22 protein-coding genes are annotated in these 22,538 nt (G+C 62.9%); 13 read left to right on the forward strand and 9 right to left on the reverse strand.

What is annotated here, in order from left to right; translation table 11 throughout:
* Positions 1 to 78: 78 nt before the first annotated feature.
* The 8 genes from MLD24_RS11435 (at position 79) to MLD24_RS11470 (ending at position 10,231) form a co-directional block, all read left to right on the forward strand.
* Entirely contained in the window at positions 79 to 1,743 is a 1,665-nt protein-coding gene (locus MLD24_RS11435; RefSeq protein WP_248166720.1) for a cation:proton antiporter, read from the forward strand.
* Complete coding sequence (locus MLD24_RS11440; protein ID WP_248166721.1) at positions 1,740 to 2,705, forward strand: universal stress protein; 966 nt, start codon at positions 1,740 to 1,742, stop codon at positions 2,703 to 2,705. Before MLD24_RS11435 ends, MLD24_RS11440 begins: the two co-directional genes overlap by 4 nt.
* Positions 2,706 to 2,858: 153 nt before the next feature.
* The gene (locus tag MLD24_RS11445) at positions 2,859 to 3,929 is read left to right on the forward strand and encodes an efflux RND transporter periplasmic adaptor subunit (protein WP_248166722.1); all 1,071 of its coding nucleotides are present in this window, start codon (positions 2,859 to 2,861) and stop codon (positions 3,927 to 3,929) included.
* Between the two features lie 4 nt (positions 3,930 to 3,933).
* Complete coding sequence (locus MLD24_RS11450) at positions 3,934 to 7,116, forward strand: efflux RND transporter permease subunit (RefSeq protein WP_248166723.1); 3,183 nt, start codon at positions 3,934 to 3,936, stop codon at positions 7,114 to 7,116.
* A gap of 2 nt (positions 7,117 to 7,118) precedes the next feature.
* Complete coding sequence (locus tag MLD24_RS11455; RefSeq protein ID WP_248166724.1) at positions 7,119 to 7,754, forward strand: hypothetical protein; 636 nt, start codon at positions 7,119 to 7,121, stop codon at positions 7,752 to 7,754.
* Positions 7,755 to 7,911: 157 nt separating this feature from the next.
* The gene (locus MLD24_RS11460) at positions 7,912 to 8,628 is read left to right on the forward strand and encodes a YebC/PmpR family DNA-binding transcriptional regulator (protein ID WP_248166725.1); all 717 of its coding nucleotides are present in this window, start codon (positions 7,912 to 7,914) and stop codon (positions 8,626 to 8,628) included.
* Between the two features lie 218 nt (positions 8,629 to 8,846).
* Positions 8,847 to 9,422, forward strand: coding sequence for an NnrU family protein (locus tag MLD24_RS11465; RefSeq protein ID WP_227171997.1), 576 nt, complete (start codon positions 8,847 to 8,849; stop codon positions 9,420 to 9,422).
* A gap of 92 nt (positions 9,423 to 9,514) precedes the next feature.
* A complete protein-coding gene (locus tag MLD24_RS11470) occupies positions 9,515 to 10,231 on the forward strand; it encodes a glutamine amidotransferase (RefSeq protein WP_248166727.1) in 717 nt (238 codons plus the stop codon).
* 73 nt (positions 10,232 to 10,304) lie between these two features.
* Here the strand turns inward: MLD24_RS11470 and MLD24_RS11475 are convergent, their stop codons facing one another.
* Positions 10,305 to 12,689 (reverse strand): purple acid phosphatase family protein, encoded by a 2,385-nt coding sequence (locus MLD24_RS11475; RefSeq protein ID WP_248166728.1) that lies wholly within the window; start codon positions 12,687 to 12,689, stop codon positions 10,305 to 10,307.
* A gap of 214 nt (positions 12,690 to 12,903) precedes the next feature.
* Between MLD24_RS11475 and MLD24_RS11480 the strand changes: the two genes are divergently transcribed.
* A complete protein-coding gene (locus tag MLD24_RS11480) occupies positions 12,904 to 13,626 on the forward strand; it encodes a GntR family transcriptional regulator (RefSeq protein WP_248166730.1) in 723 nt (240 codons plus the stop codon).
* Positions 13,627 to 13,651: 25 nt separating this feature from the next.
* On the opposite strand, the gene MLD24_RS11485 is transcribed toward MLD24_RS11480, so the two are convergent.
* The 3 genes from MLD24_RS11485 to MLD24_RS11495 all read right to left on the reverse strand — a co-directional run bounded on the left by MLD24_RS11485 (position 13,652) and on the right by MLD24_RS11495 (position 15,639).
* Positions 13,652 to 13,990: a zinc ribbon domain-containing protein YjdM gene (locus tag MLD24_RS11485; protein ID WP_227172001.1), complete on the reverse strand. Its 339-nt coding sequence runs from the start codon at positions 13,988 to 13,990 to the stop codon at positions 13,652 to 13,654.
* 87 nt (positions 13,991 to 14,077) lie between these two features.
* Positions 14,078 to 15,208, reverse strand: a complete 1,131-nt coding sequence (locus MLD24_RS11490) for a patatin-like phospholipase family protein (RefSeq protein WP_248166731.1) — start codon at positions 15,206 to 15,208, stop codon at positions 14,078 to 14,080.
* Positions 15,205 to 15,639, reverse strand: a complete 435-nt coding sequence (locus MLD24_RS11495) for a DUF2784 domain-containing protein (RefSeq protein ID WP_248166732.1) — start codon at positions 15,637 to 15,639, stop codon at positions 15,205 to 15,207. Before MLD24_RS11495 ends, MLD24_RS11490 begins: the two co-directional genes overlap by 4 nt.
* A gap of 140 nt (positions 15,640 to 15,779) precedes the next feature.
* Between MLD24_RS11495 and MLD24_RS11500 the strand changes: the two genes are divergently transcribed.
* Genes MLD24_RS11500 through MLD24_RS11510 form a run of 3 tightly spaced genes read left to right on the forward strand, consistent with a single transcriptional unit; the run spans position 15,780 to position 18,855 of the window.
* A complete protein-coding gene (locus MLD24_RS11500; RefSeq protein WP_248166733.1) occupies positions 15,780 to 16,370 on the forward strand; it encodes a TetR/AcrR family transcriptional regulator in 591 nt (196 codons plus the stop codon).
* 44 nt (positions 16,371 to 16,414) lie between these two features.
* Positions 16,415 to 17,911 carry a flavin-containing monooxygenase gene (locus tag MLD24_RS11505; protein WP_248166734.1) on the forward strand — a complete coding sequence of 499 codons (1,497 nt, stop codon included), beginning with the start codon at positions 16,415 to 16,417 and terminating at the stop codon, positions 17,909 to 17,911.
* The gene (locus MLD24_RS11510; RefSeq protein WP_248166735.1) at positions 17,908 to 18,855 is read left to right on the forward strand and encodes a patatin-like phospholipase family protein; all 948 of its coding nucleotides are present in this window, start codon (positions 17,908 to 17,910) and stop codon (positions 18,853 to 18,855) included. The genes MLD24_RS11505 and MLD24_RS11510 overlap by 4 nt, the downstream gene beginning before the upstream one ends.
* 25 nt (positions 18,856 to 18,880) lie before the next feature.
* Here MLD24_RS11510 and sugE read toward each other — a convergent pair whose 3' ends face one another.
* The 5 genes from sugE to MLD24_RS11535 all read right to left on the reverse strand — a co-directional run bounded on the left by sugE (position 18,881) and on the right by MLD24_RS11535 (position 21,504).
* Positions 18,881 to 19,198: a quaternary ammonium compound efflux SMR transporter SugE gene (gene sugE, locus MLD24_RS11515; RefSeq protein ID WP_248166736.1), complete on the reverse strand. Its 318-nt coding sequence runs from the start codon at positions 19,196 to 19,198 to the stop codon at positions 18,881 to 18,883.
* A 177-nt stretch (positions 19,199 to 19,375) separates the two neighbouring features.
* The gene (locus MLD24_RS11520) at positions 19,376 to 19,807 is read right to left on the reverse strand and encodes a GFA family protein (protein ID WP_248166737.1); all 432 of its coding nucleotides are present in this window, start codon (positions 19,805 to 19,807) and stop codon (positions 19,376 to 19,378) included.
* A 91-nt stretch (positions 19,808 to 19,898) separates the two neighbouring features.
* The gene (locus MLD24_RS11525; RefSeq protein WP_248166738.1) at positions 19,899 to 20,225 is read right to left on the reverse strand and encodes a TfoX/Sxy family protein; all 327 of its coding nucleotides are present in this window, start codon (positions 20,223 to 20,225) and stop codon (positions 19,899 to 19,901) included.
* Positions 20,226 to 20,280: 55 nt separating this feature from the next.
* On the reverse strand, positions 20,281 to 20,955 hold the full coding sequence (locus tag MLD24_RS11530; protein ID WP_425562309.1) for a class I SAM-dependent methyltransferase: 675 nt from the start codon (positions 20,953 to 20,955) through the stop codon (positions 20,281 to 20,283).
* A 3-nt stretch (positions 20,956 to 20,958) separates the two neighbouring features.
* Positions 20,959 to 21,504 (reverse strand): copper chaperone PCu(A)C, encoded by a 546-nt coding sequence (locus MLD24_RS11535; protein WP_227172011.1) that lies wholly within the window; start codon positions 21,502 to 21,504, stop codon positions 20,959 to 20,961.
* Positions 21,505 to 21,733: 229 nt separating this feature from the next.
* Here MLD24_RS11535 and MLD24_RS11540 point away from each other — a divergent pair, with 229 nt between their 5' ends.
* On the forward strand, positions 21,734 to 22,468 hold the full coding sequence (locus MLD24_RS11540) for a tellurite resistance TerB family protein (RefSeq protein WP_248166739.1): 735 nt from the start codon (positions 21,734 to 21,736) through the stop codon (positions 22,466 to 22,468).
* Positions 22,469 to 22,538 lie beyond the last annotated feature (70 nt).

A 22,538-nucleotide genomic window follows, 5' to 3' on the forward strand; every position in this document is an offset into this window, starting at 1 on the left:
TGAGATCCAGTCGGCGCCACATGAAAGTGGCGATCAACAGCTATACTGCCATGAGTCAGCAGCGTTTGGCGTGGGTATATGTTCGACAGCGTATTCTTCCAGATCGGTGTCATTGTCGGCCTGTCGGCGGTTGCCGGTGCCATTGCCCAGTGGCTGCGACAACCCCTGATTGTTGCCTTCATCGCGGTCGGCATCCTGCTTGGGCCCTCCGCCTCCGGTATGGTTCTGCACAGCTCGGAGATTGAGCTGTTTGCCCGCCTGGGTATCGCCCTGCTGCTGTTCGTGGTCGGCCTGAAGCTTGATATTCATGTCATCCGGACCGTGGGGCCGGTAGCTCTGGCTTCAGGTCTTGGCCAGGTTTTCTTTACCTCCGTGGTAGGGTACCTGATCGCATTGCTGCTGGGCATGCCTCACGTGGAAGCCATCTATGTGGCCGTTGCCCTCACCTTTTCCAGCACCATCATTATCGTGAAGCTGCTGTCGGACAAGCGCGAGGTGGACTCCCTGCATGGCCGGATTGCGGTGGGCTTTCTCATTGTTCAGGACATCGTGGTGGTTCTGGTGATGATCGGCCTGATCGCGTATGGCGAGGCCGGCAAGGACGTCAGCATCAGCGGCGAAGCGCTGAAGATTCTGCTGAAAGGCTCCGCCCTGCTGATCACCGTTGCCCTGCTGATGCGCTACGTGCTGCCACACCTGCTGCACCGGCTCGCGCGCTCGTCTGAGCTTTTGATGCTGTTCGCCATCGCCTGGGCGGTACTGGGCGGCGTAACGGGGGAGTTGCTTGGGTTCAGCAAAGAGGTCGGCGCGTTCCTTGCGGGCATTTCCATTGCCTCCACGCCCTACCGGGAGCAGGTGGCCGCGAGGCTGGTCAGTCTGCGGGACTTTTTGCTGCTGTTTTTCTTTATCGAGCTGGGGGCCACCCTTGACCTCAGCACGCTGGGAGCGCAGCTGGGCGCCTCGGTGGTGTTCTCGGTGTTTGTTCTGGTGGGCAACCCCATCATCGTGATGGGCATTATGGGGTACATGGGCTACCGCCGGCGCACCGGTTTCCTGGCTGGGCTGACGGTGGCCCAGATCAGCGAATTCTCACTGATCCTGGCGGCCCTGGGCCTGAGCCTGGGACACCTGCAGCAGGAGACCGCAGGGCTGATTACACTGGTCGGGTTGATCACCATCAGTGCCTCGACCTACATGATCCTTTACTCCCACGCCCTCTACGAGAAGCTCGCCCCCTGGCTGACCTGGTTTGAACGCGACATACCCCATCGGGAACTGGAAAACCAGCCACGGTCAAACACCAGGATCGATGTGCTGCTGATCGGTCTGGGGCGCTATGGCGCGGCACTGGCCGCCAATCTGCGGGCGCACGAGGGCTGCGGCATTCTTGCCGTCGACTTCGACCCGAGCGCCGTGCAACAGCATATGCGGGAGGGCTATTCGGTACATTACGGCGACGCCGAAGATCCGGAATTTGTGGCAACGCTGCCACTGACCGATACCCGCTGGGTGGTCAGCACCATTCGCGACCTTGCGATCAACAAGACCCTGCTCCATGGCCTCGAGCGACAGCACTACACCGGCAAGGTCGCCATCGCCTGCTCGAACCACAGGGATGCCGAAAAACTTGAACAGGCCGGGGTGGACCTCGTCCTGATTCCATACTCCGACGCGGCCAGGGAGGCTGCGGAACAGATCATGCACCACGGCTGCGACGACAATACCGGGGGAGACAGACCATGAAACGCTTCAATCGTATGCTTTATGTGACCGAACCGTCAGTGGACCAGGATGCCGCCATCGCGCGGGCGGTGGCTATTGCCGGTGACCACCAGGCCAGCCTAACCGTCCTTGCCGTGGTGCCGGATACCAAGATCAGCCGGCAGGCACTGTCAGCGTTCTTTCCGGACGGCCTGACCAACCGAATCATGGCACAGGAGCAGCAACGCCTGACGGACTGGGTTGCCCCTTTCCGGGACCGGCTTGCCATCCACACCGAGGTACGCTGCGGCCGAACCTTCCTGGAAGTCATTCGGACCGTATTGCAGGGTGGCTATGACCTGGTCCTCAAACCGGCGGAAGACCCGGCCTGGATGGACCGTCTCTTTGGTGGTGACGACATGCACCTGCTGAGGAAATGCCCTTGCCCGGTGTGGATGCTAAAGCCCGGTGACGACAAGTGCCACCGGGTAGCGACGGCGGTGGACTTCGACCCCAATGATCTCGACGCCGGAGAGTTCGAGCTGAGCCTGGAACTGCTGGAAATCGCCAGCGCGGTGGCCATCTCTGACGTTTCCCGCCTGCACCTGATCCATGCCTGGGAAGCCCCGGAAGCCGGTTTTATCAGCTCCTGGGCCGATGCCCCGGACAAGGCAGAAATGCAGCTGCTTGAAGGCGAAAGGGAACGCCACCGGACCGCGACTGAAATCCTCAAACAGCGGCTGGCCGAGCGTATTGGCAACGAGGCCTACCAGTACCTCGATCCGAAAGTGCACCTGGTGATGGGGCAACCACAACACGCCATTCCAATGGCAGTCCGCGAGATCCAGGCCGACCTGCTGGTGATGGGCACCGTTGGTCGCTCCGGCGTGGCCGGGCTGATCATGGGCAATACCGCAGAGATGATTCTGAATCAGGTAACCTGCTCCGTGCTGGCCATCAAGCCGTCAGGCTTCGTGTCTCCGGTTCCATCAGACACCCCCTGAAAAACCGGCCAAAAAATCACCGACCGCCATCGCCCCTGCTGGCTGATTTCTTGCGACGGATCAAGCACTCACGGCAACAGGCTTTCCTTATTTGCGCCGCCCTCCTAGTATGATGGCTACGCCCTCCCGATCCCCTGAACAGGTTTTACCGGTATGAACAGCACACTTCGGATCCTTCCCTGGATCTTTCTGGTCCTCCTTCTTGGTGCCTGCGGCGAGGCACCCGATACACCGGCCCCCGCGGTGGTTCAGCCGGTCAAGATCCTGACCCTTGGCGGCAGTGGCCAGACACTGTCCCGTGAGTTCCCCGGCACAGTACGCGCCACCCAGCGGGTCTCCATGGCGTTTCAGGTTCCGGGACGCCTGGTGGAATTCCCGGTCAAGGAGGGTCAGCAGGTGCAGGCGGGCGACCAACTTGGACTGCTGGACGATGCCGACTACCGCAGTAACCTGGCGGCCGCCCAGGCCGACCTCACCCGCACCGAAGCCAACTTCAAACGTGCCCAGGAGCTGATTGGCAAGAACTACGTCTCCCAGGCGGAATTCGACAGCATCCGGGCCAGTTACAACATTGCCCAGTCCAATCTGGAGAAGGCCCGAAAAGCCCTCAACGACACCCGGTTGATTGCTCCGTTCGACGGCGTGGTGGCCCGCACCCTGGTGCAGAACTTCGAGGAGGTGCAGGCCAAGCAACCGGTGCTGAGCCTGCAGAACAACAACGAACTGGAAGTGATTGTGAATGTGCCGGAAAGCCTGGTGGTGCGTCACAACGACGCCGAGGGTTTGCAGCTGACCGGCACCTTCGAGGGCATCCCCGGCGTCGAATTCCCACTTGAAATCAAAGAGTTCGCGACCGAAGCCAACCCCGAGACCCAGACCTTCGACTACGTGCTGTCAATCCAGCAGACCGAGGGCTACAACGTCCTGCCCGGGATGACCGCCAATGTCCGCGCGGCCCAGACCTCACTTGAAGGCAGCGACAGCTACCGCATTACCCTGCCGCTGGCCGCGCTGACGCCAGCAGAAGACAGCCAGCCATCGGTCTGGCTGCTGGACGATGACAACCGCGTGCACCGCCAGCCGGTCGAGACCGGTGAATTCGCCGGCCAGGACAGCATTATTGTGAGCTCGGGCCTGACCCCGGGTGACCGGGTGGTGATCGCCGGTGTCTCTGCCCTGCGAGAAGGGATGCAGGTCAAGCCCATCGACAAGGTGGAGTTCTAGGGCAATGAATATCGCCGAGTGGAGTATCCGCAACAGTGTGATCACCTGGGTGGTGGCGCTGGTACTGGTCGTCATGGGGTATTACTCCTTCAACAACCTCAGCCGCCTGGAAGACCCGGAATTCACCATCAAGGAAGCCAAGGTGCTGACGCCCTACCCCGGCGCAACCGCGGCCGAGGTGGAGGAGGAAGTCAGCGACCTGATTGAGCGCGCCGCCCAGAAGATGGGTCAGCTGTTCTATGTCGAGTCGCATTCCTACCGTGACAAATCCATCGTCTCGGTAAAGATCCGCGATCAGTACGACAAGCACAGCCTGCCCCAGGTCTGGGATGAACTGCGCCGCAAGATCAATGACGTGCAGGCGGACCTGCCCCCAGGGGCCGGCCCGTCCCAGGTCATCGATGATTTTGGCGATGTCTACGGGGTCTATCTGGCTATCACCGGCGAGGGCTACAGCCAGAAAGAAGTGTATGAGTTCGCCAAGTTCCTCAAGCGCGAGCTGCTGCTGGTGGAAGACGTCAAGAACATCAGCCTGTACGGCGAGCCAAAGGAAGTCATCTACGTGGAGTTGCGGCGGGAGAAGATGTCCGCCCTTGGCATCTCCCCCAATGACATCTACGCCGCGCTCGGCGACAAGAACACCGTGGCCTACGCCGGCTACGCCCGGGCCGGCGACGACCGCCTGGCGGTCAAAGTGTCCGGTGAGCTGGATTCGGTGGCACAGTTCAATACCCTGCTGATCACCAGCCCCCGCAACCCGGGCCAGCAGATCCGGCTGGGGGATGTGGCCTCCATCACCCGGGGCCTCAAGGAACCGGTCGCCAACCTGCTGCGCTACGACGGCCAGCCGGCGGTCGGTCTCGCCATCTCGACCCGCAGTGGCGGCAACGTGGTCACCATGGGCCAGGGCCTGGAAGACAAGATGAAGGCGTTGCTGCCGCAGATTCCCCTGGGTATGGAACTGAACGTGGTGTCGATGCAGTCGGAGGCGGTCACCGAAGCCATCGACGGCTTCACCACCAGCCTGCTGCAGGCTGTCGCCATCGTGGTGCTGGTGCTGCTGGTGTTCATGGGACTGCGCAGTGGCCTGATCATCGGCGCGGTGCTGCTGATCACCATCATGGGCACCTTCATCTTCATGGACATCTTCGACATCACTCTGGAGCGGGTGTCATTGGGGGCGCTGATCATCGCGCTGGGTATGCTGGTGGATAACGCCATCGTGGTCACCGACGGTATCCGGATGCGTCTGCAGCAGGGCCAGGATACCCTGGCCGCCGCCCGCGACGTGGTGCGCCAGACCGCCCTGCCACTGCTGGGCGCAACGGCCATCGCGGTGACGGCGTTTGCCGCCATTGGCACCTCCCAGGACGCCACCGGTGAGTACACCCGATCACTGTTCTCGGTGATTCTGATCTCGCTGACCATGAGCTGGTTCACCGCCGTCACCATCACCCCGCTGCTGTGCCACCAGTTCCTGAAACCGGCCCAGGGCGGCGAACAGGCGGCCTATCAGTCCGGCTTCTTCCAGCGCTACCGTCATCTGCTGGAATGGACCATCCGCCACCGGGTGATCACCCTGACGGTCACCCTGGCGGTGTTCGCCTCAGCTCTGGTGGGCTTCGGCTGGGTCAAGAGCAGTTTCTTCCCGGACTCCACCCGGGCCCAGTTCTACGTCGATGTCTGGTACCCCGAGGGCACCGACATCGCCAGTACCCGGGATCAGGTCAAAGCGTTTGAGCAGCGGCTGGCGGAGTATGACGCGGTTACCCACGTGACCACCCAGATCGGCGGTGGTTCGCCACGATTCCTGCTGACCTACAGCCCGGAACAGCCGGCGCCCAACTTTGCCCGCCTGCTGGCGGATGTGAACGACTACCGCCAGCTCACGGCGATTACCCGTCAGGTCCAGAATGACCTGGCTGGCCTGCAACCCGGCACCATCGTCAACGCCCGCCAGTTTGTGCTGGGGCCGGCCACCGGCGGCAAGATCCAGCTGCGCATCTCCGGTCCTGACCGCCACGAGTTGCGCCGACTGGCGGCACAGGCAGAGCAAGTGATCGCCGCCCACCCCAACGTCAAAGGGCTGCGGGATGAATGGGGCGAAAAAGCCCAGGTGATTGAACCGGTCGTGGCCGACGCCCAGGCCAAGAAACTGGGACTGGGCCGCGCCAACATTGCCAATGCCATGGCCTATGGCGTCGATGGTGTGCGGGTCGGTACCTACCGTGAGGGGGACGAACTGCTGCCCATCGTAGCCCGGGCACCGGTCGAGGAACGGCTCAGCCTCAACAACCTGGACCAGATTGCAGTGTGGAGCCCGGTGGCCCGGCACATGGTGCCCCTGGGTCAGGTGGTCGGCCATTTCGACGTCGGTTTTGAGGACGCTCACATCTGGCGCCAGGACCGCATCACCATGCTGCGACTGCACTTTGACCAGCGCCAGGGCCTGTCCTCCGAACTGCTCAACGAACTCAAGGCCGACGTCGAGAAAGCCCTCAATGTCGACGTTCAGGACTACCTCGGTCTGGCACCAGGCACCGAGGTGGAGCATACCGCCGACACCCTGCCCATCCGCTATCGCGACCGCCTGCCAATTCGTGACATGCCGGGCTACTTCGTGGCATGGGGCGGTGAGAACGAAGACTCGGTGAAAGGCTCCACCTCCATCGCCGAATCGGTGCCGGTGTTCTTCGGGCTGATGGTGTTCATCGTGTTGTTGCTGTTCAACTCCATCCGCAAGACCCTGGTGATCTGGCTGGTGGTACCCCTGGCCATCATCGGCGTCACCGTGGGCCTGCTGGCGTTCAACCAGCCGTTCGGCTTCATGGCCCTGCTGGGCTTTATGAGTCTGGCCGGCATGCTGATCAAGAACGCCATCGTGCTGGTGGATCAGATCGACCTGGAACTGCAGTCCGATCCGGAACCGGTCCACGCGGTGGTGGAGTCCGGCGTCAGCCGCCTGATCCCGGTGGCGATGGCGGCCCTGACCACCATCCTGGGGATGATTCCACTGCTGGGGGACGCCTTCTTCGTGGCCATGGCGGTCACCATCATGTTCGGCCTGGGCTTTGCCACCATCCTGACCCTGGTGGTGGTCCCGGTGCTGTACGCCACCATCTTCCGTTACCCCAACCCCTCACGGCCAGCCGGGACGTCGGCCGCACACCACCAGAAGGACGCCTGACCATGAACCGACTTGCAGCCCTTATCAGCGGCCTGGCCCTGCTACTCGGCGGCTGCGCCAGCCAGACCGAACTGACCTCGGTGGCACTCGACCGGGAAGCCCGCGGCCATTACGGCCGCATCCTGGTACTGTCCATCAGTGGTGACCAACTGGTGCGGAAGACCGTGGAAGACCAGATTGGCGCCACCCTGGCCCGCGCCGGCGTCACTGCCGTCGTCGCCTACCCCGCCCTGCCCGGCGAGCTGGATAGTCTGGGCAAGCAGGCCCTGCGCCAGCAAGCCGAGGCCCTGGTGCTGGCGGAAAACGCCGAAGCGGTGCTGGTGGCCTCGCTGATCCGCGACGAAGTGCGGGAGGAGTACGTTGCCCCACAGATCAACCAGGTCGCCACCCCGGCCCTGCACCCGGGGTTCGGGCCCTACGTCGGTTACCACTACGATACCGTGGTGACGCCGGGCTACTTCACCTCCCAGCGGGAAGTGTTCGTGCAGACCAGCCTGTTTGACGTGGAAACCGGCCAGGCGGTGTGGCGGGCCCAGTCCAGGACCCTCAACCCGGTTGATCTGAACGACAGCGTGGCCGAGTTCAGCAAGGTGCTGGTACACCGGCTGCAGGACGATGGCATGTTGCCGGCACACTGAGCCACGGCCGACTGCCCGCCGCCGGAGCATTTGCCCCTGTCCCGTCGGCGCGATGTCCAGTAAACTCTGGGGCTTTCTTTCAACACCCACGCGGCCGCCACCCCTTCCATACCCGGTGGAGCGGCCTCGTGTCCGGCACAATCAGAGAGACAGCGTAATGGGTAGAGCGTTCCAGAACCGCAAAGAGTCGATGGCAAAGACGGCCGCGGCCAAAACCAAGGTCTACAGCAAGTACGGCCGTGAAATCTACATGTGCGCCAAGCAGGGCGGTATCGACCCGGATGCCAACCTGTCCCTGCGGGGCCTGATCGACCGCGCCAAGAAAGACCAGGTGCCCACCCACGTAATCGACAAGGCCATCGAGAAGGCCAAGGGCGGCGCCGGCGAGGACTTCAACCCAGCCCGCTACGAGGGCTTTGGTCCGGGTAACTGCATGGTGATCGTGGACTGCCTCACCGATAACCCCAACCGCACCTTTGGTGACGTCCGCTTCTGCTTCACCAAGACCAAGTGCAAGATCGGCACCCAGGGCAGTGTCAGTCACATGTTTGATCACTGCGCCATCCTGGCGTTCAAGGGCGACGACGAAGAAGCCGCCCTGGAAGCGCTGATGATAGCCGATGTCGACGTCACCGACATCGAGAACGAGAACGGCCTGATCACCGTGTTCGCCCCCAACACCGAGTACGCCAAGGCCAAGCAGGCCCTGGCCGATGCCTTCGAAGGCATCGAGTTCGAGGTGGACGACATCCAGTTTCTGCCCCAGACCACCACCGTGGTTGAGGGAGAAGACGTGGAGATGTTCGAGAAATTCCTCGACATGCTCAACGACCTCGACGACGTCCAGAACGTCTATCACAACGCCGAACTGTAACACCGGCGTTGTCAGTACAAGCGTCCCGTCTGGCCAAAACAGACAGGACACCAGGGGCGGCACTGCGGTGCCGCCTTTTTTGTGGCCGGCGTCCCCGCCCTTCCCGGAGCCTTTCGGCCCTGCCGGATATTGGCTAAGCTGTCGCCCCAAAAGGCGTGATGCCATCGCGCCAATAACCACCGCACGGAGTCATACCGGCGGACGATGAGGGAACAACAATGCTGCCACTGATTCTCGGCCTGGTGCTTTTCCTGGGCGTTCACTGCCTGTCTATTGTCAACGAACCGCTGCGCAACCGACTGGTGGCAAAGCTGGGTGAATGGCCGTTCAAGGGGCTCTACTCGGTCATCGCCGCCGTGGGGCTGGGCCTGGTGATCTGGGGCTATGGTCAGGCCCGGCTAGACCCGACGCCACTGTACATCCCGCCGCTGTGGCTGAGCCATCTGGCGATGTTGCTGCTGCTCCCGGTATTCCCCATGCTGCTGGCCGCCTATTTTCCGGGGCGCATCCAGCGCACCCTGAAGCACCCGATGCTGGTGGCGGTCAAGCTGTGGGCCCTGTCTCACCTGCTGGTCAACGGCATGGCCCATGACGTGGTGCTGTTCGGCAGCTTCCTGGCCTGGGCCGTGGTGGATCGTATCTCCCTCAAACGGCGCACGCCCCGGGCCATTCCGGCGCTGCCCGGCGGCCGCTTCAACGACGCCATCGTGGTGATTGCCGGTCTGGCGATCTACGGCGCGTTCATCACCGGCGGCCACCGACTGCTGATCGGGGTGGACCCCATTGCCTTTTAACCGGCAGTTCCAGACCATGGCGCTTCGTCATTGCACCGATGTTGCTTTGATATAGTGCCAATGTTGCTTCGATATAGCTCCGAGGATACCCCATGAGCCGTGTTGTAATCCTGAAAACAGGTCAGTCCTACCCCGCCATCATTGAACAGTTCAGCGACTTTGAGGACTGGTTCATCGCCGGCCTGTCACCAGAGCTTGAGCTCACGGTGATCAACGTCACTGAAGACCAGGACCCGGGGCAGATTGACGACTGGGATGGCATTGTCGTGACCGGTTCTCCGGCCATGGTGTCCGAACGTGCGCCGTGGAGCGAACGCACCGCCCGCTGGCTGGCCCAGGCGGTGGCACAGGACAAGCCGGTGCTCGGTGTATGTTACGGTCACCAGCTGCTGGCCCACGCCCTTGGTGGCGAAGTCGGCTATCACCCCGGGGGTCGGGAATCCGGTACCTTTGAGGTGCGACTGAACGAAGCCGGCGAGGCCGATCCGCTGCTGGGCTCCCTGCCCCGCGCCTTCCCTGCCCAGCTGACCCACCTGCAGTCGGTCCTGAGCCTGCCTGCCGGCGCGACCCTGCTGGCCAGCTCTGACCACGAGCCGCACCAGGCCTTCCGCGTCGGCGACCGCGCCTGGGGCGTGCAGTTCCATCCGGAGTTCACCGCACCAGTGATGCGTGCCTATCTTGGTGTACAGGCGCCGGCTCTGGCCTCGGAGGGACTGTCACCACAGGCCTTGATCGACGGCGTGATTGACACACCGGAAGCCGCATCCCTGCTGCAGCGCTTCTCTGCTCTGGTTCAGGGGCTACACTGACCACCATCAAAAAAGGCCGCCAAAATGGCGGCCCAATCCGGAGGGTTCCTGGCCCTACTGTGTCAGTGAGCGATCACTGCAACAGGTACAGCGACAGATCGTCAAAATAGACGTCGTTGTCGTCGCCGGCTTTACGCTCGCCACCGACCGACACCCGGATCTGCCGCACACCGGCCGGCAGGAAGCCCTCGACAGTTACATCCTGCCAGCTCTTCACCGAAGACACTGTGCGTGGCTCGGAGCCGGCCCAGTCAATCACCGCGCCGGAGCCATCCAGCAGTGTTACGACCAGGCTGGGCTGATCCTGGTTCGACCAGGTGGTCATGCGGGCGGACAGTTCCAGGTAGTTCTTGCCGGCATCGATGGTGTCGGCGTAACCGCTGACATCCACCAGTTGGGACATCCGGTCCTCACAGCAGTCCCCCGGCATACCCTGGCCAAAACCACGACCGGCGAAGTAGTAGTCGCCACTGGCAGCACCAAAACCACCGTTGTTGGCCGCGGTGATGGCGCTCACCAGACCACTGTCCAGGGTCCAGCCGGAGACATCGCCGGCCTCGCCTCCGCCATTGGCGAGCAGGTTGTCACTGCGGCTGCCGGCGAGGTTGAAGCTGTAGGCGTTGCTCCAGGGCGACCAGTTCATCTGGGTGTCCCGCACCCGTGCACGCCAGTAATAGCTGCTGCCGGGCTTCAGTGACAGTTCCGGCCAGGGCTGGCCGGGGTAGGCGTCCATGGACGAGGCGTGGGTATTCTGGTTGCTGTAGCGCTTGTGCCAGCGATAGTAGGCATCGGCACCCGGGCGAATGGTCTGGCGTTCGAGCTGGGCGCTCAGGTCCAGCCGGAACAGGTCCGCCCCCTGTTGGGTATCGATGGGCTCAAAGCCCTGATACTTGTCGCCACCCACCTGATCCGCGGCGGCGTAAAACAGGTTATGCCGACGGGTATCGTTGCCCCAGATATCAAACACCGGGCCACTGAAATCCGCACTCTCAGACACCTGCCAGTGCACTTCGTGTACCTGCTCCGGCGACGCCACCTGCACGGCCAACTCGACGTCATTCGCCGAGACTTCACCGGTACCGGCGGTCGCCTGTGGCAGGTTGCTGTGATCGCGGTGCCGGAACGTCACCTGGTCCACCACGTTGAAGTCGGTGTCACCGTCGTAGCCGCCTTTCTTGCGCTCCAGGGTCATCGACGGCTCGTTACCGAAGTGGAAGGTCAGCAGGCTGTAGCCAAACTCACTGCGGCTGACCTCGAAGGTATCGTAGTCGCTGACCTGGCTGTCCTGGTGGCCGGCGTCGTTGAGCGGCTCAATGTAGCCGGAGGCGCTGGCGGCGTTGAGCCACAGATGCGGTGCATCCAGTGACTGGCCGCGGGAATAGGCGTGGGTATGGCCGAAGAAGTGGCCAGTGACGGCCCCGGTCTCACGGCTGTAGTTCTCAAGCTCCGTCACCATCTCACAGGAGCCGATGCTTTCGCCGACGTTCCACATTTCCGACAGGCAGCCGTGATGGAACATCCCCATGACAAACTGCTTGGAGGACATTTCCGCCTCGTTCAGCGTCTCCCGCAACCACTGCCGCTGAACCGCCAGGGTCTCACGGTTGAAGCTGCCATGGGCCCCGGAGATCGGGTAGCTGTCCAGTCCGACCAGACGCAGGTCGAGGAAATCCAGGTAGTACCAGTGCTCTTCATACCCCACCGAGCCGTTGTCCGGCGGCGACATGTAGGTGCGGTAGAGCTCCAGCTCGGCGTTGTTGTAGTAATCGTGGTTGCCGGGCACGGTCACCAGTGGCACATAAGGCGTAATGGCCGCCATGCGGCCAAACAGCTGGTCACGCCAGTTCGAGCGGGTGCCGCCGGTCTGCACCACGTCGCCGGAAATGGTAATGGCGGCAATGTTCTCGGCGCAGGTCTCGGGCTGGCTGCCGTCGCACTCCTCGGTCATGAAGCCATCGGCGACCACGTTGTTCAGCACCACCTCGTAGATTTCCCGGTCCAGCTGGGTATCACTGAGGGCGATGATCTTCGCTTCGGTGACGCCGTCGCCGGCCTGGGGCCAGGTCTTGAAGGCAAATTCCTGGCTGACCCGCTGCTGCTCATCGGCACCGGTGAGCACAAAGTACTCGTACAGGGTGTTGGAGCTGAGGCCGTTGAGACGGGCCCGATACACCAGGCCATCGTCCGAATTGATCTCGGCCGCCACTTCGCGAAACGCATCGGAACTGCCAAAGGGTCGCGCCCATACCTGCGGGCTGGCCTCTTCGGTTTCAAACATCACCGTCATGGTGTCGGTGCCCGGCGCCTGCAGGTAGGGCCGGACGATGAACGCCGGCGCCTGGTCCGACTGGGGATCGCTGACACCCGCGCCGCGGTCATCGTCATCGGAGTTGTTGCAGCCGGCCAGCAACAGTGCGGAAATCCCCACGGTCAGCAGGGGCCTGATTGGACTCGCCATAAATCTCTCCCGAATTGGTCTATACCAAAATTGGTGGGTACCAACATAGGAGGCCCAGATGTCAGCGCTGTGATCGTTCCATTGCGGATTGCTGACGCTTTTGTGACAACTGGTACGTACCAGTTCGCAACATCAACCATTAACCAGCGCCTGTCATCGAACGGTCACATCGAGACGCTGAGATAGGCGGACCACTCATGACACCTGTTACAACATGGCTCTGAACCGGGAAACCACCACCTACCACACCGTGGCCGCCAATCTGCAACGCTGGATTCAGTCCGGCGACCTGCCCCCCGGCAGCCCGCTGCCCTCGGAACGCGCGCTCTGCGATCGCCTGGGCGTCAGCCGGGTCAACGCCCGCGATGCCCTGCACTTCCTCGAGAACCAGGGCCTGGTCTACCGCATGAACCGGGTGGGCTGGTTTGTCGCACCCGAAGTCTTTATCTACGACCCTACCCGCACCCACAGCCTGCTCGATGAGGCCCGCCATCATCAGCGCCGGCTCACCACCGAACTGTTAACGGCGGAGCGGATGGTGCCGCCACGCCAGGTGGCCCGACGGCTGGGCATGAGCGAACAGCCGCAGGCCTTCCAGGTGATGCGGCGGCGGGCGGTAGACGGCCGCTGGGTACTGCTGGAACAGTGCTGGTTCCGGCAAGCCGCCTTTCCGAAGCTGCTGGAGCAGGACCTGTCCGGGTCTCTGACGGCACTGGTCCGGGATCGGTATGGCTACCGGCAACGGCAGCTGGAGGTGGCAATCTCATCGAAGCCGCTGACCGACGACCAGGCCCAGCACCTGCGGGTGCGGGAAGGCTCACCGGCGTTGCAGCTGGTGCGGGAGGTGCAGGCGGGCGGGGAATGCATCGTGGTGGAGGTGGAATACTGGCTGCACGATGCCATCGAAATGCGGATGGGAGGGCGGTCGGCGGAGTAAACCACCGACCGGAAGCCGGAGATGCTCAGGCTTTCTTGACGAATTCGGACTTCAGCTTCATCGGCCCGATACCGTCGATCTTGCAATCGATGTCGTGATCGCCTTCCACCAGGCGGATGTTCTTGACCTTGGTACCCACCTTCACCACCGAGGACGAGCCCTTGACCTTGAGGTCCTTGATCACCGTTACGGTGTCGCCGTCCTGCAGCGGATTGCCGTTGGAATCCCGAACCGACAGTCCTTCCTCGGCCGCCTCCGGCTCGTTGGCAGACCACTCATGGGCGCATTCCGGGCAGACCAGCTGGATACCGTCTTCGTAGGTGTATTCGGAACCGCAGGCGGGACAGGGAGGCAAGGTAGACATGGCTTTCCTTCATCAGTGACTGAAACTAAGGCGGGGCATGATACCAGCAATGCGTCCGCCAGCGGGTGTTTCACATCAAGGAAGCCCTCAATCCTCAGCAAAAAACCGTTCGATCTGGCGGGCGTGGGTCTGGGCATCGCGATAGCCCAGTTCGATCAGCGCATTGGAAAAGCGATGGTCGAACAGCAAGTAACTGGCAAGACTGCCCCCCGTCAGCGAGCGGCCCTCCGAGCCAACCAGATTCCGCAGCACCAGCGGCATGCCGTCCATATATCGGGCGGCAATCTCATCAATACGCTCGCTGGGGGAGATTTCCAGCAGGCGTACCGGCTTCAGCCCCAACCCGGCTTCCTCCAATCGTTCTCGGGGAACCAGATCCACCAACTGATTGATCAGCCGCAACCGGTCAATGTCGTAATCCAGAGTATCCAGGAACATGCCATTGAAGACGTGGGCGACAATCTGGGCAAAGCCCGGCGCCGCGCCGGGGTTGTGGGCCGGCCGGGTCGACGGACACATGCTGTTGGCGCTCACCCCCACCACCAGCACCCGTTCAGCGCCCAGCCGCAGTGCCGGGCTGATGTGGGCCATCTGCCGGGTCACCCCATCACCGAAGTATTCCCGGTTGATGGGCACCGGCGGGAACACGGTGGGAATCGCCGACGAGGCCATGGCATGCTCCAGCCCCAGCTCGGTGCGGGCCCCCGCCCGCTGACCCACGGTCCAGCTCTGCAGCGCCTCGTGACCGTCGAAAAAGCACACGTTCTGCCCGGTGGCATAGCCGCAGGCATTCACACCAACCGCGGACAGCCGTCGGTCCCGAATCGCCTGGCGTACTTCGGCAAAGTCGATCTCCCGGGCCAGCATCTCCCGCAACGGCCGGTTGTTGAGCAGCGACAGCGGCCGGTCGCTGTCGCTGCCGGCCAGCAGACGGCGGGCAACCGACGTCATGTTGCGGAGGATGTCGTAGGTGTTGCTGCGATAGACCTGGTCCGGTTCCAGCGCCTGCCAGAACTGCTCCAGTCGCGACACATTGTGGCGGAAGATATCGCCGCCGCCCGCCAGCGCCAGGGCATTGATGGCGCCGGCGGAGGTGCCGACAATCACCCGGAACGGGTAAGCCCAGTCCGGAAACATGTCGGATATCGCCCTCAGCACACCGACCTGATAGGCCGCCCGGGCTCCGCCTCCTGTCAGTACGATGCCGGTTTCCATCATCTCCCCTTTGGTGGTTGCTGCTGGCGGACACGGCCACGACGTGGCGGCAACCACCACCACACCAGCACCACCAGCAGGCCGAACAGACTGTAAGCCGCCACAAACACCCAGGCCGGAGCCTGGACATACAGCAACTGCTGCATCCAGTGGCCGATGAAGGAACCGGCGTAACCAGGCTGACCGCCGGATGCCCGCAGCCACATTTCCAGTGTAGTCAGTGGGCACAGAATCCCCAGCCAGGCCTGCGCCACCACCACGGCAATGGTCGCCAGGTGGCACCAGCGAAACCAGCCATTGCGCACCCAGCGCCAGTGGCGGATACCGCCAACCAGCGTCAGCACAAGCCCCACGACCACGAACAGCACCACAGCCAGGTGCAGTGCCAGTACCGCATCAGCGAGCCAGAGATAGATCTCGGGATGGGATGTCATGCCGCCAGCTTTGCATACCAGGCCAAAAGAGCCAATTGCCGAGCCACTCGGCGACCTGGCCCGCACCGCCATTCCGGCAGGCGGCCGCATCACCAACACTGCGGAATGAATGTTCATTCACCTGCCGGAGACACGGTGCCATGACGACGCCTTCCGCCACACCCGACGACAAGCGCCAGCGCATCCTGGCGGCCGCGCTGACCGTGTTCGCCCGCCAGGGAGTCCATGGCACACCGGTGCCGCCGATTGCCGCCGCCGCTGGCATCAGCGTCGGCGGCCTGTACCGCTACTTTGCCAGCAAGGAGGCCCTGGTCAATGCGGTGTTTCAGGACACCAAGCAGGCACTGGCAACCCACCTGCTCACCGACCTAAACCTGACCACTCTGGATCGCCCCCTGTTCAACGAACTCTGGCGCCGGCTGGCAGATTTTGCCCGCGATCGCCCCGATGCCTTCCGCTTCCTCGAGCTACAGGATCACCACAGTTACCTGGACGCCAACAGCCGTCTCAGCGAGTGGCAATTGCTGATGCCTCTGCGACAGCTGATCGAGCAGGGCCAACAGGCCGGTGTGCTCAGTCAGCACCTGCGCCCTGAAGTCGCGATGGCGCTGTTCTGGGGCGCCTTTGTCGGCCTGTTCAAGGCCCAGCGCCTGGGCTACCTGGAGCTGGACTCCGACGACCTCCAGCAGGCCCGGGACGCCTGCTGGCAGGTTCTCAGCCACACCTCCTGACCCGTTCATCTGAGCCGTTCATCTGACCACAGGAACCACACCGTATGAGCTCCAACACTTCCCCCCACGTTTACGATGCAGTGGTCATTGGTGCCGGCATCAGCGGCATTGGCGCCGGCATTCGGCTGAACGACGCCGGGTTCGACAACTGGGTGATCCTGGAGAAAGCCGCCGACCTCGGCGGTACCTGGCGGGACAATACCTACCCTGGCTGCGCCTGCGACGTGCCATCGGCGCTGTACTCCTATTCCTTTGCCCAGAAACCGGACTGGAGCCGCGCCTTCGCCGGCCAGGGAGAGATCCTCGACTACGTCCGTGCGGTGGCATCACAGCACAGGATTACCGACCAGATTCACTTCCAGCAGCCAGTGGAGCGCGCTCAGTGGCAGGAACAGCCTGGCCACTGGCGGGTTGAAACGCCCGACCGGTGCTATCACGCCCGTACGATCATCGCCTGTTCCGGCTACCTGCACGAGCCGATCGTGCCGGACATTCCCGGGCTGAAGGCGTTTCCCGGCACCCTGTTCCACTCCGCACGCTGGAACCACCACCACAGCCTCCAGGGCGAACGGGTGGCGGTGGTGGGTACCGGGGCCTCAGCCATCCAGTTCGTGCCGGAGATCCAGCCCGACGTCGCCAGACTCCACGTTTTCCAGCGCACACCGCAATGGGTACTGCCGAAGCCGGATCACGCCATTCCTGACATCGAACGCCGGTTTTTCGAACTGCCGCTGACTCTGAAAGCCTGGCGCACCCTGCTGTATGGCGGTTTCGAGACCTTTGGCGTGGGCTTCCGCAACCCCAAACTGCTGGAGCAGATCCAGAAACTTGGCCTGGCCCACCTTCGCTGGGCGGTGCAGGACCCGGCATTGCGGGCAAGCCTGACCCCGGATTACACCCTGGGCTGTAAACGGGTGCTGATGAGCAACAACTACTACCCGGCGCTGAACCAGGCCAATGTCCAGGTCCACGCCACCGGCCTGAAGGAAGTCCAGGGACGCACTCTGATCGGCCAGAATGGCAGCCGGGCCGAGGTGGACACCATCATCCTGGGCACCGGCTTTCACGTCACCGAGCCACCGATTGCCCAGCGGATCTTCAACGACGCTGGCCAATCGCTGTCGCAGATGTGGTCGGAGGGGATGCAGGCCTACCGGGGGACCACCATCAACGGCCTGCCCAACGCCTTCATGGTGCTGGGCCCCAACCTGGGGATCGGCCACAACTCGGCGTTTATCGTGATCGAGGCGCAGCTGAACTACATTCTCAGCACGCTGCGAACCATGCGGGCCAAACGGCTCAGCCGCATCGAAGTACGCGCCGATGCCCAGGCCCGCTACAACCAGCGGGTTCAGGCCGATCTCCGGAAAACCGTATGGAACACCGGTGGCTGCTCCAGCTACTACCTGGATCGCAACGGCTTCAACAGCGTGGGTTTTCCCTGGAGTACCCTGACCATGCAGCGGCTGCTGAAACGCTTTGACGCCCGCAGCTACCATCTGAGCAACCGCGACGAGCCGGTCTTTGGGGGTGGCTCATGAGCCACCGCAACGGTTCGCCCGCACGCGCGCTGGTGCTTGGATGTGGTGGTGTCGCCGGCGGCGCCTGGAGTATTGCCATACTGGCCGAACTGGAGCGGCAACTGGACTGGGACGCCCGCAACGCAAGCGTATTGGTGGGTACCTCGGCAGGCGCCGTGGTCGCCGCACTGCTGGCCGCCGGAGTTGGCGTTAAGACTCTGGTGGCCTGCCAGCAGGGTCAGGGCAGGCAATGTCAGTGGCAACACGACCGTGACAGCGGCGGCGCCCTGCCGCCCTGGCCCGCCGCCCGCTTTACCGGCAGCGGATTACTGGGACTCGGCCTCCGTGGCGAGGTCTCCCCCCTGACGGCGTTCTGCGGCCTGCTGCCCACCGGCCGGCTGGATATGACCCCCTTCCGCCGTCTGATCGACAGCGCGATTCCCGCCGGTCAGTGGCCAGATCACCCGGCGACCTGGCTCGTCACGGTGGACACCGACAGTGGCGAGCGCGTCGCCTTCGGGCACCCTGGGGCTCCCGCCGCCGCCGTGAACGACGCCGTCTGCGCCTCCTACGCCGTACCCGCCTGGTGTCCACCAGTAAGCATTCAGGGCCGCCGCTACATTGACGGTGGTGTCGCCTCCCCCACCTCGGCGGACCTGGTTGCCGACACCGCGGTGGATGAGGTGGTGATCCTGGCACCGATGGCGGCCCGTAACCCGGATCGCCCGCGGGCCCCACTGCCCTGGATTGAGCGCCGGGTCCGACACTACATGACTGCGATAGTCGATCGTGAAGAGGCTCTGCTGAGGGCCGCGGGCAAGCGCGTTATTCGCCTGGAACCCGGTGCCGCCGACCTCACCGCATTCGGCTACAACTTGATGGACCCGGGGCGGCGCCAGCGGGTACTGGACCAGGCCTGCCTCAGCGCCCCGGCGTTGGTGGCCAGGGCCATCGCAGACGCCTAATCGGCGGCGCCCTGAGTGTCCGTTATCAGGGCGTCGCCAGCTTCAGACCAATGATGCCGGCAACGATCAGCAGCACACTGACGATCCTGGCCAGGCTGGCAGTCTCACCCAGTAGCACCATGCCCAATAGCACCGTGCCGATGGCGCCAATACCCACCCAGACGCCGTAGGCGGTGCCCAGCGGCAGGCTTTTCAGAGCCACCGACAGCAGGCCAAAGCTCAGCGCCATGGCGGCGATGGTCCACACCGACGGCCACAACCGGGTAAAGCCTTCGGTGTATTTCAGGCCCACGGCCCAGCCGACCTCAAACAGGCCAGCGAGAATAAGAAGAATCCACGCCATTGCGATTGATCCCTTTCGGGCGGGGTCGTCCCCAATTGGAATCGGAGTGGTGAGGTCGTCCTCACGTCCAGTGACAGGACGGTCAGGCCCAAAGGCCTGACCGCAGTAACAGAAGATACGAACTGGCAGACCGGAACACAGTCCGGTCAACTACCTACCTACTCATGCGGGGCAATGTTAACCCTGAGGTGGGGCGTACTTGGCAAACACTTCCGCCTCGGTCAGGTTCTCGGTCTGGTTGGCGAAATCGTAGAACGCCGGTTTGTGATCAATGAAGATCTGTTGTCCCAGATGGAACTGGTCCTGCTGATCCGCAAACAGCCCGGCCGGCAGCACATACTGATTGGCCCCCTTGAGCCGGTAGAACAGGTGGGTACCGCAGTCCCGGCAGAAGCCGCGCTGGGCCCAGTCGGAGGAATCAAACACTCCGACATGATCGCTGCCATCGATGGTCACGTCGGTACCGCAATCCACCGCCAGCAGCGGTCCTCCGCCCCATTTCCGGCACATGCCACAGTGACAGGCGTCGGCTTCCCGGGAGGCTGCGGCCACCTGCAGGGTAACGGCGCCACACAGGCAGTTGGCACTGGCTTTGAACGTCTCAGACATGGTGATCTCCCTGTCATATAAGATGTCGTATAGGATGTCGCATCAGGTGGCACATGAGGTTGGTGACGATCCGGAGTTGATCAGAGACTCCCTAACGCTTCCTCGCCCGCAAGGCCGCCTCGTAGGAACGGCGCGCCCATAGCGCCGCCTGCTCCGGGTCTTCCAGCATTTCTTCCGGTGCCTGGTAGTAGGACATTCTCACCAGGCGGCCATTCTTGGGGTACTCAAACGCCGGCAGACCAGCGGCGTCAAAATGCCCCCGACAGTCTTCATCAGCTTTGAGGTAGAGCGGGTCATCACTGACCAACGCGAACATCAGGCCGTCGTGGTAAATGCCATAACCACCGAACATCCGCCGGGCCTGGATCGGGCCAAAGGGCTCGAAAACCTCTCGCAGGTGATCAACGTATTCACTCATGAAGCTCAGCCGTAACCGGTAAGAAAGGGAACCTCTGACACTATAGCTTGTGTCGTCAGGGATGTTTACGGAACAGCGCCACATCTTTGGCCGGAACCTCCAACTGCCACCCGTACTGTCGAGCGAGCCAGGCCAGCGTCGCTTCCCGGTAAAACACCACATGGGTGGGATCACGGCGGTAATGCCAGTTGGCAAAACGCTCATCGTCGGTCTGGAAGCAGGTCATCACCCCCAACCAACCGCCGGGACGGAGCAGGCTGTCGAGTTGCGCAAAGGTCTGCCAGGGGTCATGCAGGTGCTCCACCACCTCCGTGCAGGTGATGAAATCGTAGCGCCGGCTCAGCGCCTCAGGGTTGGGGTGGAAAAACGGATCGTACAGCGTCACCGGCCACCCCTGTTCTGCCAACATCGCCGCCAGCGCCGGCCCGGGGCCACAACCAAATTCCAGACCTTCGGCGCCGGAGACCAGGCGCTCGATCAGCGGACTGGTCAGACGACCCAGGAATCGCCGGTAGCCGGGGTCCTCCGGGTTATTGTCGTGCAGATCGTAGACCTGCTTTTCGGCGTCGGCATCGAGCCAGCACTCGGGATCCATCAGCGTGGCCTGGCAGTGCGGACAGCGCCAGTACGGCACCGTTTTCACAGTAATCAGATGGATCAGGCCGGGCTGACGACAGACGGTGCAGACAGCCGGAGGCGTAACCACGCCCCCATCACTCGCTTCGGACATGGGTCAGTGGTGGTGCTGCATGGCGCCAGCGTCCTGGCCTGACCCCATACCGTCGTGATCCATATTGCCATGATCCATCTGGCTGTCATCCATCGATCCGCCATCCAGGGAATCCACCGCCAGTTCCACCTCCAGCACCGGGGCGCCATCGAAGGTCAGTGTCAGCGGGATGCGCTCACCTTCGGTGAGCTGGCCATCGAGTTGTTCCAGCATCAGGTGATAGCTGTGAGGCTTGAGCGCCACCGACTCACCGGCCGGAATGACCAGACCGCCATCCACTGCGTCCATCCGCATCACACCACCCTCCATCCGGCTTTGGTGAATGGAGACATGGCCGGCCCGGGGGCTCTCCGCGGCCACCAGCGTGACATCGTGGTGGCCCTCATTGCGGATCACCATATAGCCGGCGCCCATCATCACGCCGGGCGGCGTCGGCCGGCTCCAGGGATGATCGATGTGCAGGTCACCGGTAGCGTAATCGTGGGCACTGGCCAGCATCGGCAGAGCCAGGGCGCCGGCGGTCAGCAGGCAGGTTGCTAGACGCTTCATGATCTCTCTCGTCCGTCAATGGAGTTTGCGCCTAGTCTTACCTGCCTGCCAGCCCTTGGCAAGGGACGAAATGCCGCAGGCACGGGCCTGGACCAAATGAATCGGGGAGCATTCGGGAGAGAGCACGCCGATGATTACATGTCGTTTATGCTGGACCATAAAAAGGCGGGACGCGTTATTCTAGGGCCACAAGGAATCACACACGATTTGGTATCCAGGGAGTCCAAAGATGAATGTAATGTCAGTGCTGAACCAGCTCATGAACCAGGCCCAGGGCGGCCAGTCGCACCAGGGCGGCAGCGGGTCCGACATCAACCGGATGGTCAACAACCTGGGCAGCCAACTCTCCGGCGGCAGGAGCAGTGGTGGCAGCGGCAACAGCGGCATTGACATGAAAAGCCTGCTCGGTGGCGGAGCCCTGGGCATGTTGCTGGGTTCCAAGCGGGGCCGCCGGATGGGCGGCACGGCACTCAAGTACGGGGCCCTGGCCGGCGTCGGTGCCCTGGCCTGGAAGGCCTATCAGAATCACAAGAGCAACAGCCAGGACACCGTGCCGGCAGCATCAGCCCAGCAGGGTCAACCGCTGGAGCAGTTGCAGGGTGCCGATCAGGAGCGTCGGGGTCTGGAGATTCTGCAGGCGATGATCATGGCGGCCCGGGCCGATGGTCACATCGACGCCAATGAGCGGGCCCTGCTGACCGAGGAAATTGAGCGGCTGAGCCCGGACGACGAACTTCAGGCGTGGATTCAAACCCAGTTCGATGCCCCGCTCGACGCCCAGGCGCTCGCCCAGAGTGCCGACTCGCCCCAGGCCGCACGGGAAATCTACGTGGTCAGCGCGGTGATCATCGACGACCAGAACCCGATGGAACGGGCCTGGCTGGATCAGCTGGCTGGCGCCCTCAACATCGAGCCCAACCTAGCCCGGGAACTGGAGCAGCAGATCAACGCCGAGCAGGTCTGATACGGGAATTGGGGTACAATCGAAGCCTGTGGCTGACGACACCGTCAGCCACGCCCATCCCCCAACGAAG

This window comes from Marinobacter xestospongiae (assembly GCF_023156385.1).
In the GTDB taxonomy this organism is placed as follows: domain Bacteria; phylum Pseudomonadota; class Gammaproteobacteria; order Pseudomonadales; family Oleiphilaceae; genus Marinobacter; species Marinobacter xestospongiae.

What these genes read in the sequence shown, in the direction of transcription:
- MLD24_RS11520 (WP_248166737.1), bottom strand. Translation starts at nt 19,807, where the DNA reads ATGTCTGAGACGTTCAAAGCCAGTGCCAACTGCCTGTGTGGCGCCGTT.
- MLD24_RS11450 (WP_248166723.1), top strand. Translation starts at nt 3,934, where the DNA reads ATGAATATCGCCGAGTGGAGTATCCGCAACAGTGTGATCACCTGGGTG.
- MLD24_RS11525 (WP_248166738.1), bottom strand. Translation starts at nt 20,225, where the DNA reads ATGAGTGAATACGTTGATCACCTGCGAGAGGTTTTCGAGCCCTTTGGC.
- MLD24_RS11475 (WP_248166728.1), bottom strand. Translation starts at nt 12,689, where the DNA reads ATGGCGAGTCCAATCAGGCCCCTGCTGACCGTGGGGATTTCCGCACTG.
- MLD24_RS11540 (WP_248166739.1), top strand. Translation starts at nt 21,734, where the DNA reads ATGAATGTAATGTCAGTGCTGAACCAGCTCATGAACCAGGCCCAGGGC.
- MLD24_RS11485 (WP_227172001.1), bottom strand. Translation starts at nt 13,990, where the DNA reads ATGTCTACCTTGCCTCCCTGTCCCGCCTGCGGTTCCGAATACACCTAC.
- MLD24_RS11455 (WP_248166724.1), top strand. Translation starts at nt 7,119, where the DNA reads ATGAACCGACTTGCAGCCCTTATCAGCGGCCTGGCCCTGCTACTCGGC.
- MLD24_RS11505 (WP_248166734.1), top strand. Translation starts at nt 16,415, where the DNA reads ATGAGCTCCAACACTTCCCCCCACGTTTACGATGCAGTGGTCATTGGT.
- sugE (WP_248166736.1), bottom strand. Translation starts at nt 19,198, where the DNA reads ATGGCGTGGATTCTTCTTATTCTCGCTGGCCTGTTTGAGGTCGGCTGG.
- MLD24_RS11480 (WP_248166730.1), top strand. Translation starts at nt 12,904, where the DNA reads ATGGCTCTGAACCGGGAAACCACCACCTACCACACCGTGGCCGCCAAT.
- MLD24_RS11510 (WP_248166735.1), top strand. Translation starts at nt 17,908, where the DNA reads ATGAGCCACCGCAACGGTTCGCCCGCACGCGCGCTGGTGCTTGGATGT.
- MLD24_RS11500 (WP_248166733.1), top strand. Translation starts at nt 15,780, where the DNA reads ATGACGACGCCTTCCGCCACACCCGACGACAAGCGCCAGCGCATCCTG.
- MLD24_RS11535 (WP_227172011.1), bottom strand. Translation starts at nt 21,504, where the DNA reads ATGAAGCGTCTAGCAACCTGCCTGCTGACCGCCGGCGCCCTGGCTCTG.
- MLD24_RS11465 (WP_227171997.1), top strand. Translation starts at nt 8,847, where the DNA reads ATGCTGCCACTGATTCTCGGCCTGGTGCTTTTCCTGGGCGTTCACTGC.
- MLD24_RS11490 (WP_248166731.1), bottom strand. Translation starts at nt 15,208, where the DNA reads ATGATGGAAACCGGCATCGTACTGACAGGAGGCGGAGCCCGGGCGGCC.
- MLD24_RS11495 (WP_248166732.1), bottom strand. Translation starts at nt 15,639, where the DNA reads ATGACATCCCATCCCGAGATCTATCTCTGGCTCGCTGATGCGGTACTG.
- MLD24_RS11470 (WP_248166727.1), top strand. Translation starts at nt 9,515, where the DNA reads ATGAGCCGTGTTGTAATCCTGAAAACAGGTCAGTCCTACCCCGCCATC.
- MLD24_RS11530 (WP_425562309.1), bottom strand. Translation starts at nt 20,955, where the DNA reads ATGTCCGAAGCGAGTGATGGGGGCGTGGTTACGCCTCCGGCTGTCTGC.
- MLD24_RS11460 (WP_248166725.1), top strand. Translation starts at nt 7,912, where the DNA reads ATGGGTAGAGCGTTCCAGAACCGCAAAGAGTCGATGGCAAAGACGGCC.
- MLD24_RS11440 (WP_248166721.1), top strand. Translation starts at nt 1,740, where the DNA reads ATGAAACGCTTCAATCGTATGCTTTATGTGACCGAACCGTCAGTGGAC.
- MLD24_RS11435 (WP_248166720.1), top strand. Translation starts at nt 79, where the DNA reads ATGTTCGACAGCGTATTCTTCCAGATCGGTGTCATTGTCGGCCTGTCG.
- MLD24_RS11445 (WP_248166722.1), top strand. Translation starts at nt 2,859, where the DNA reads ATGAACAGCACACTTCGGATCCTTCCCTGGATCTTTCTGGTCCTCCTT.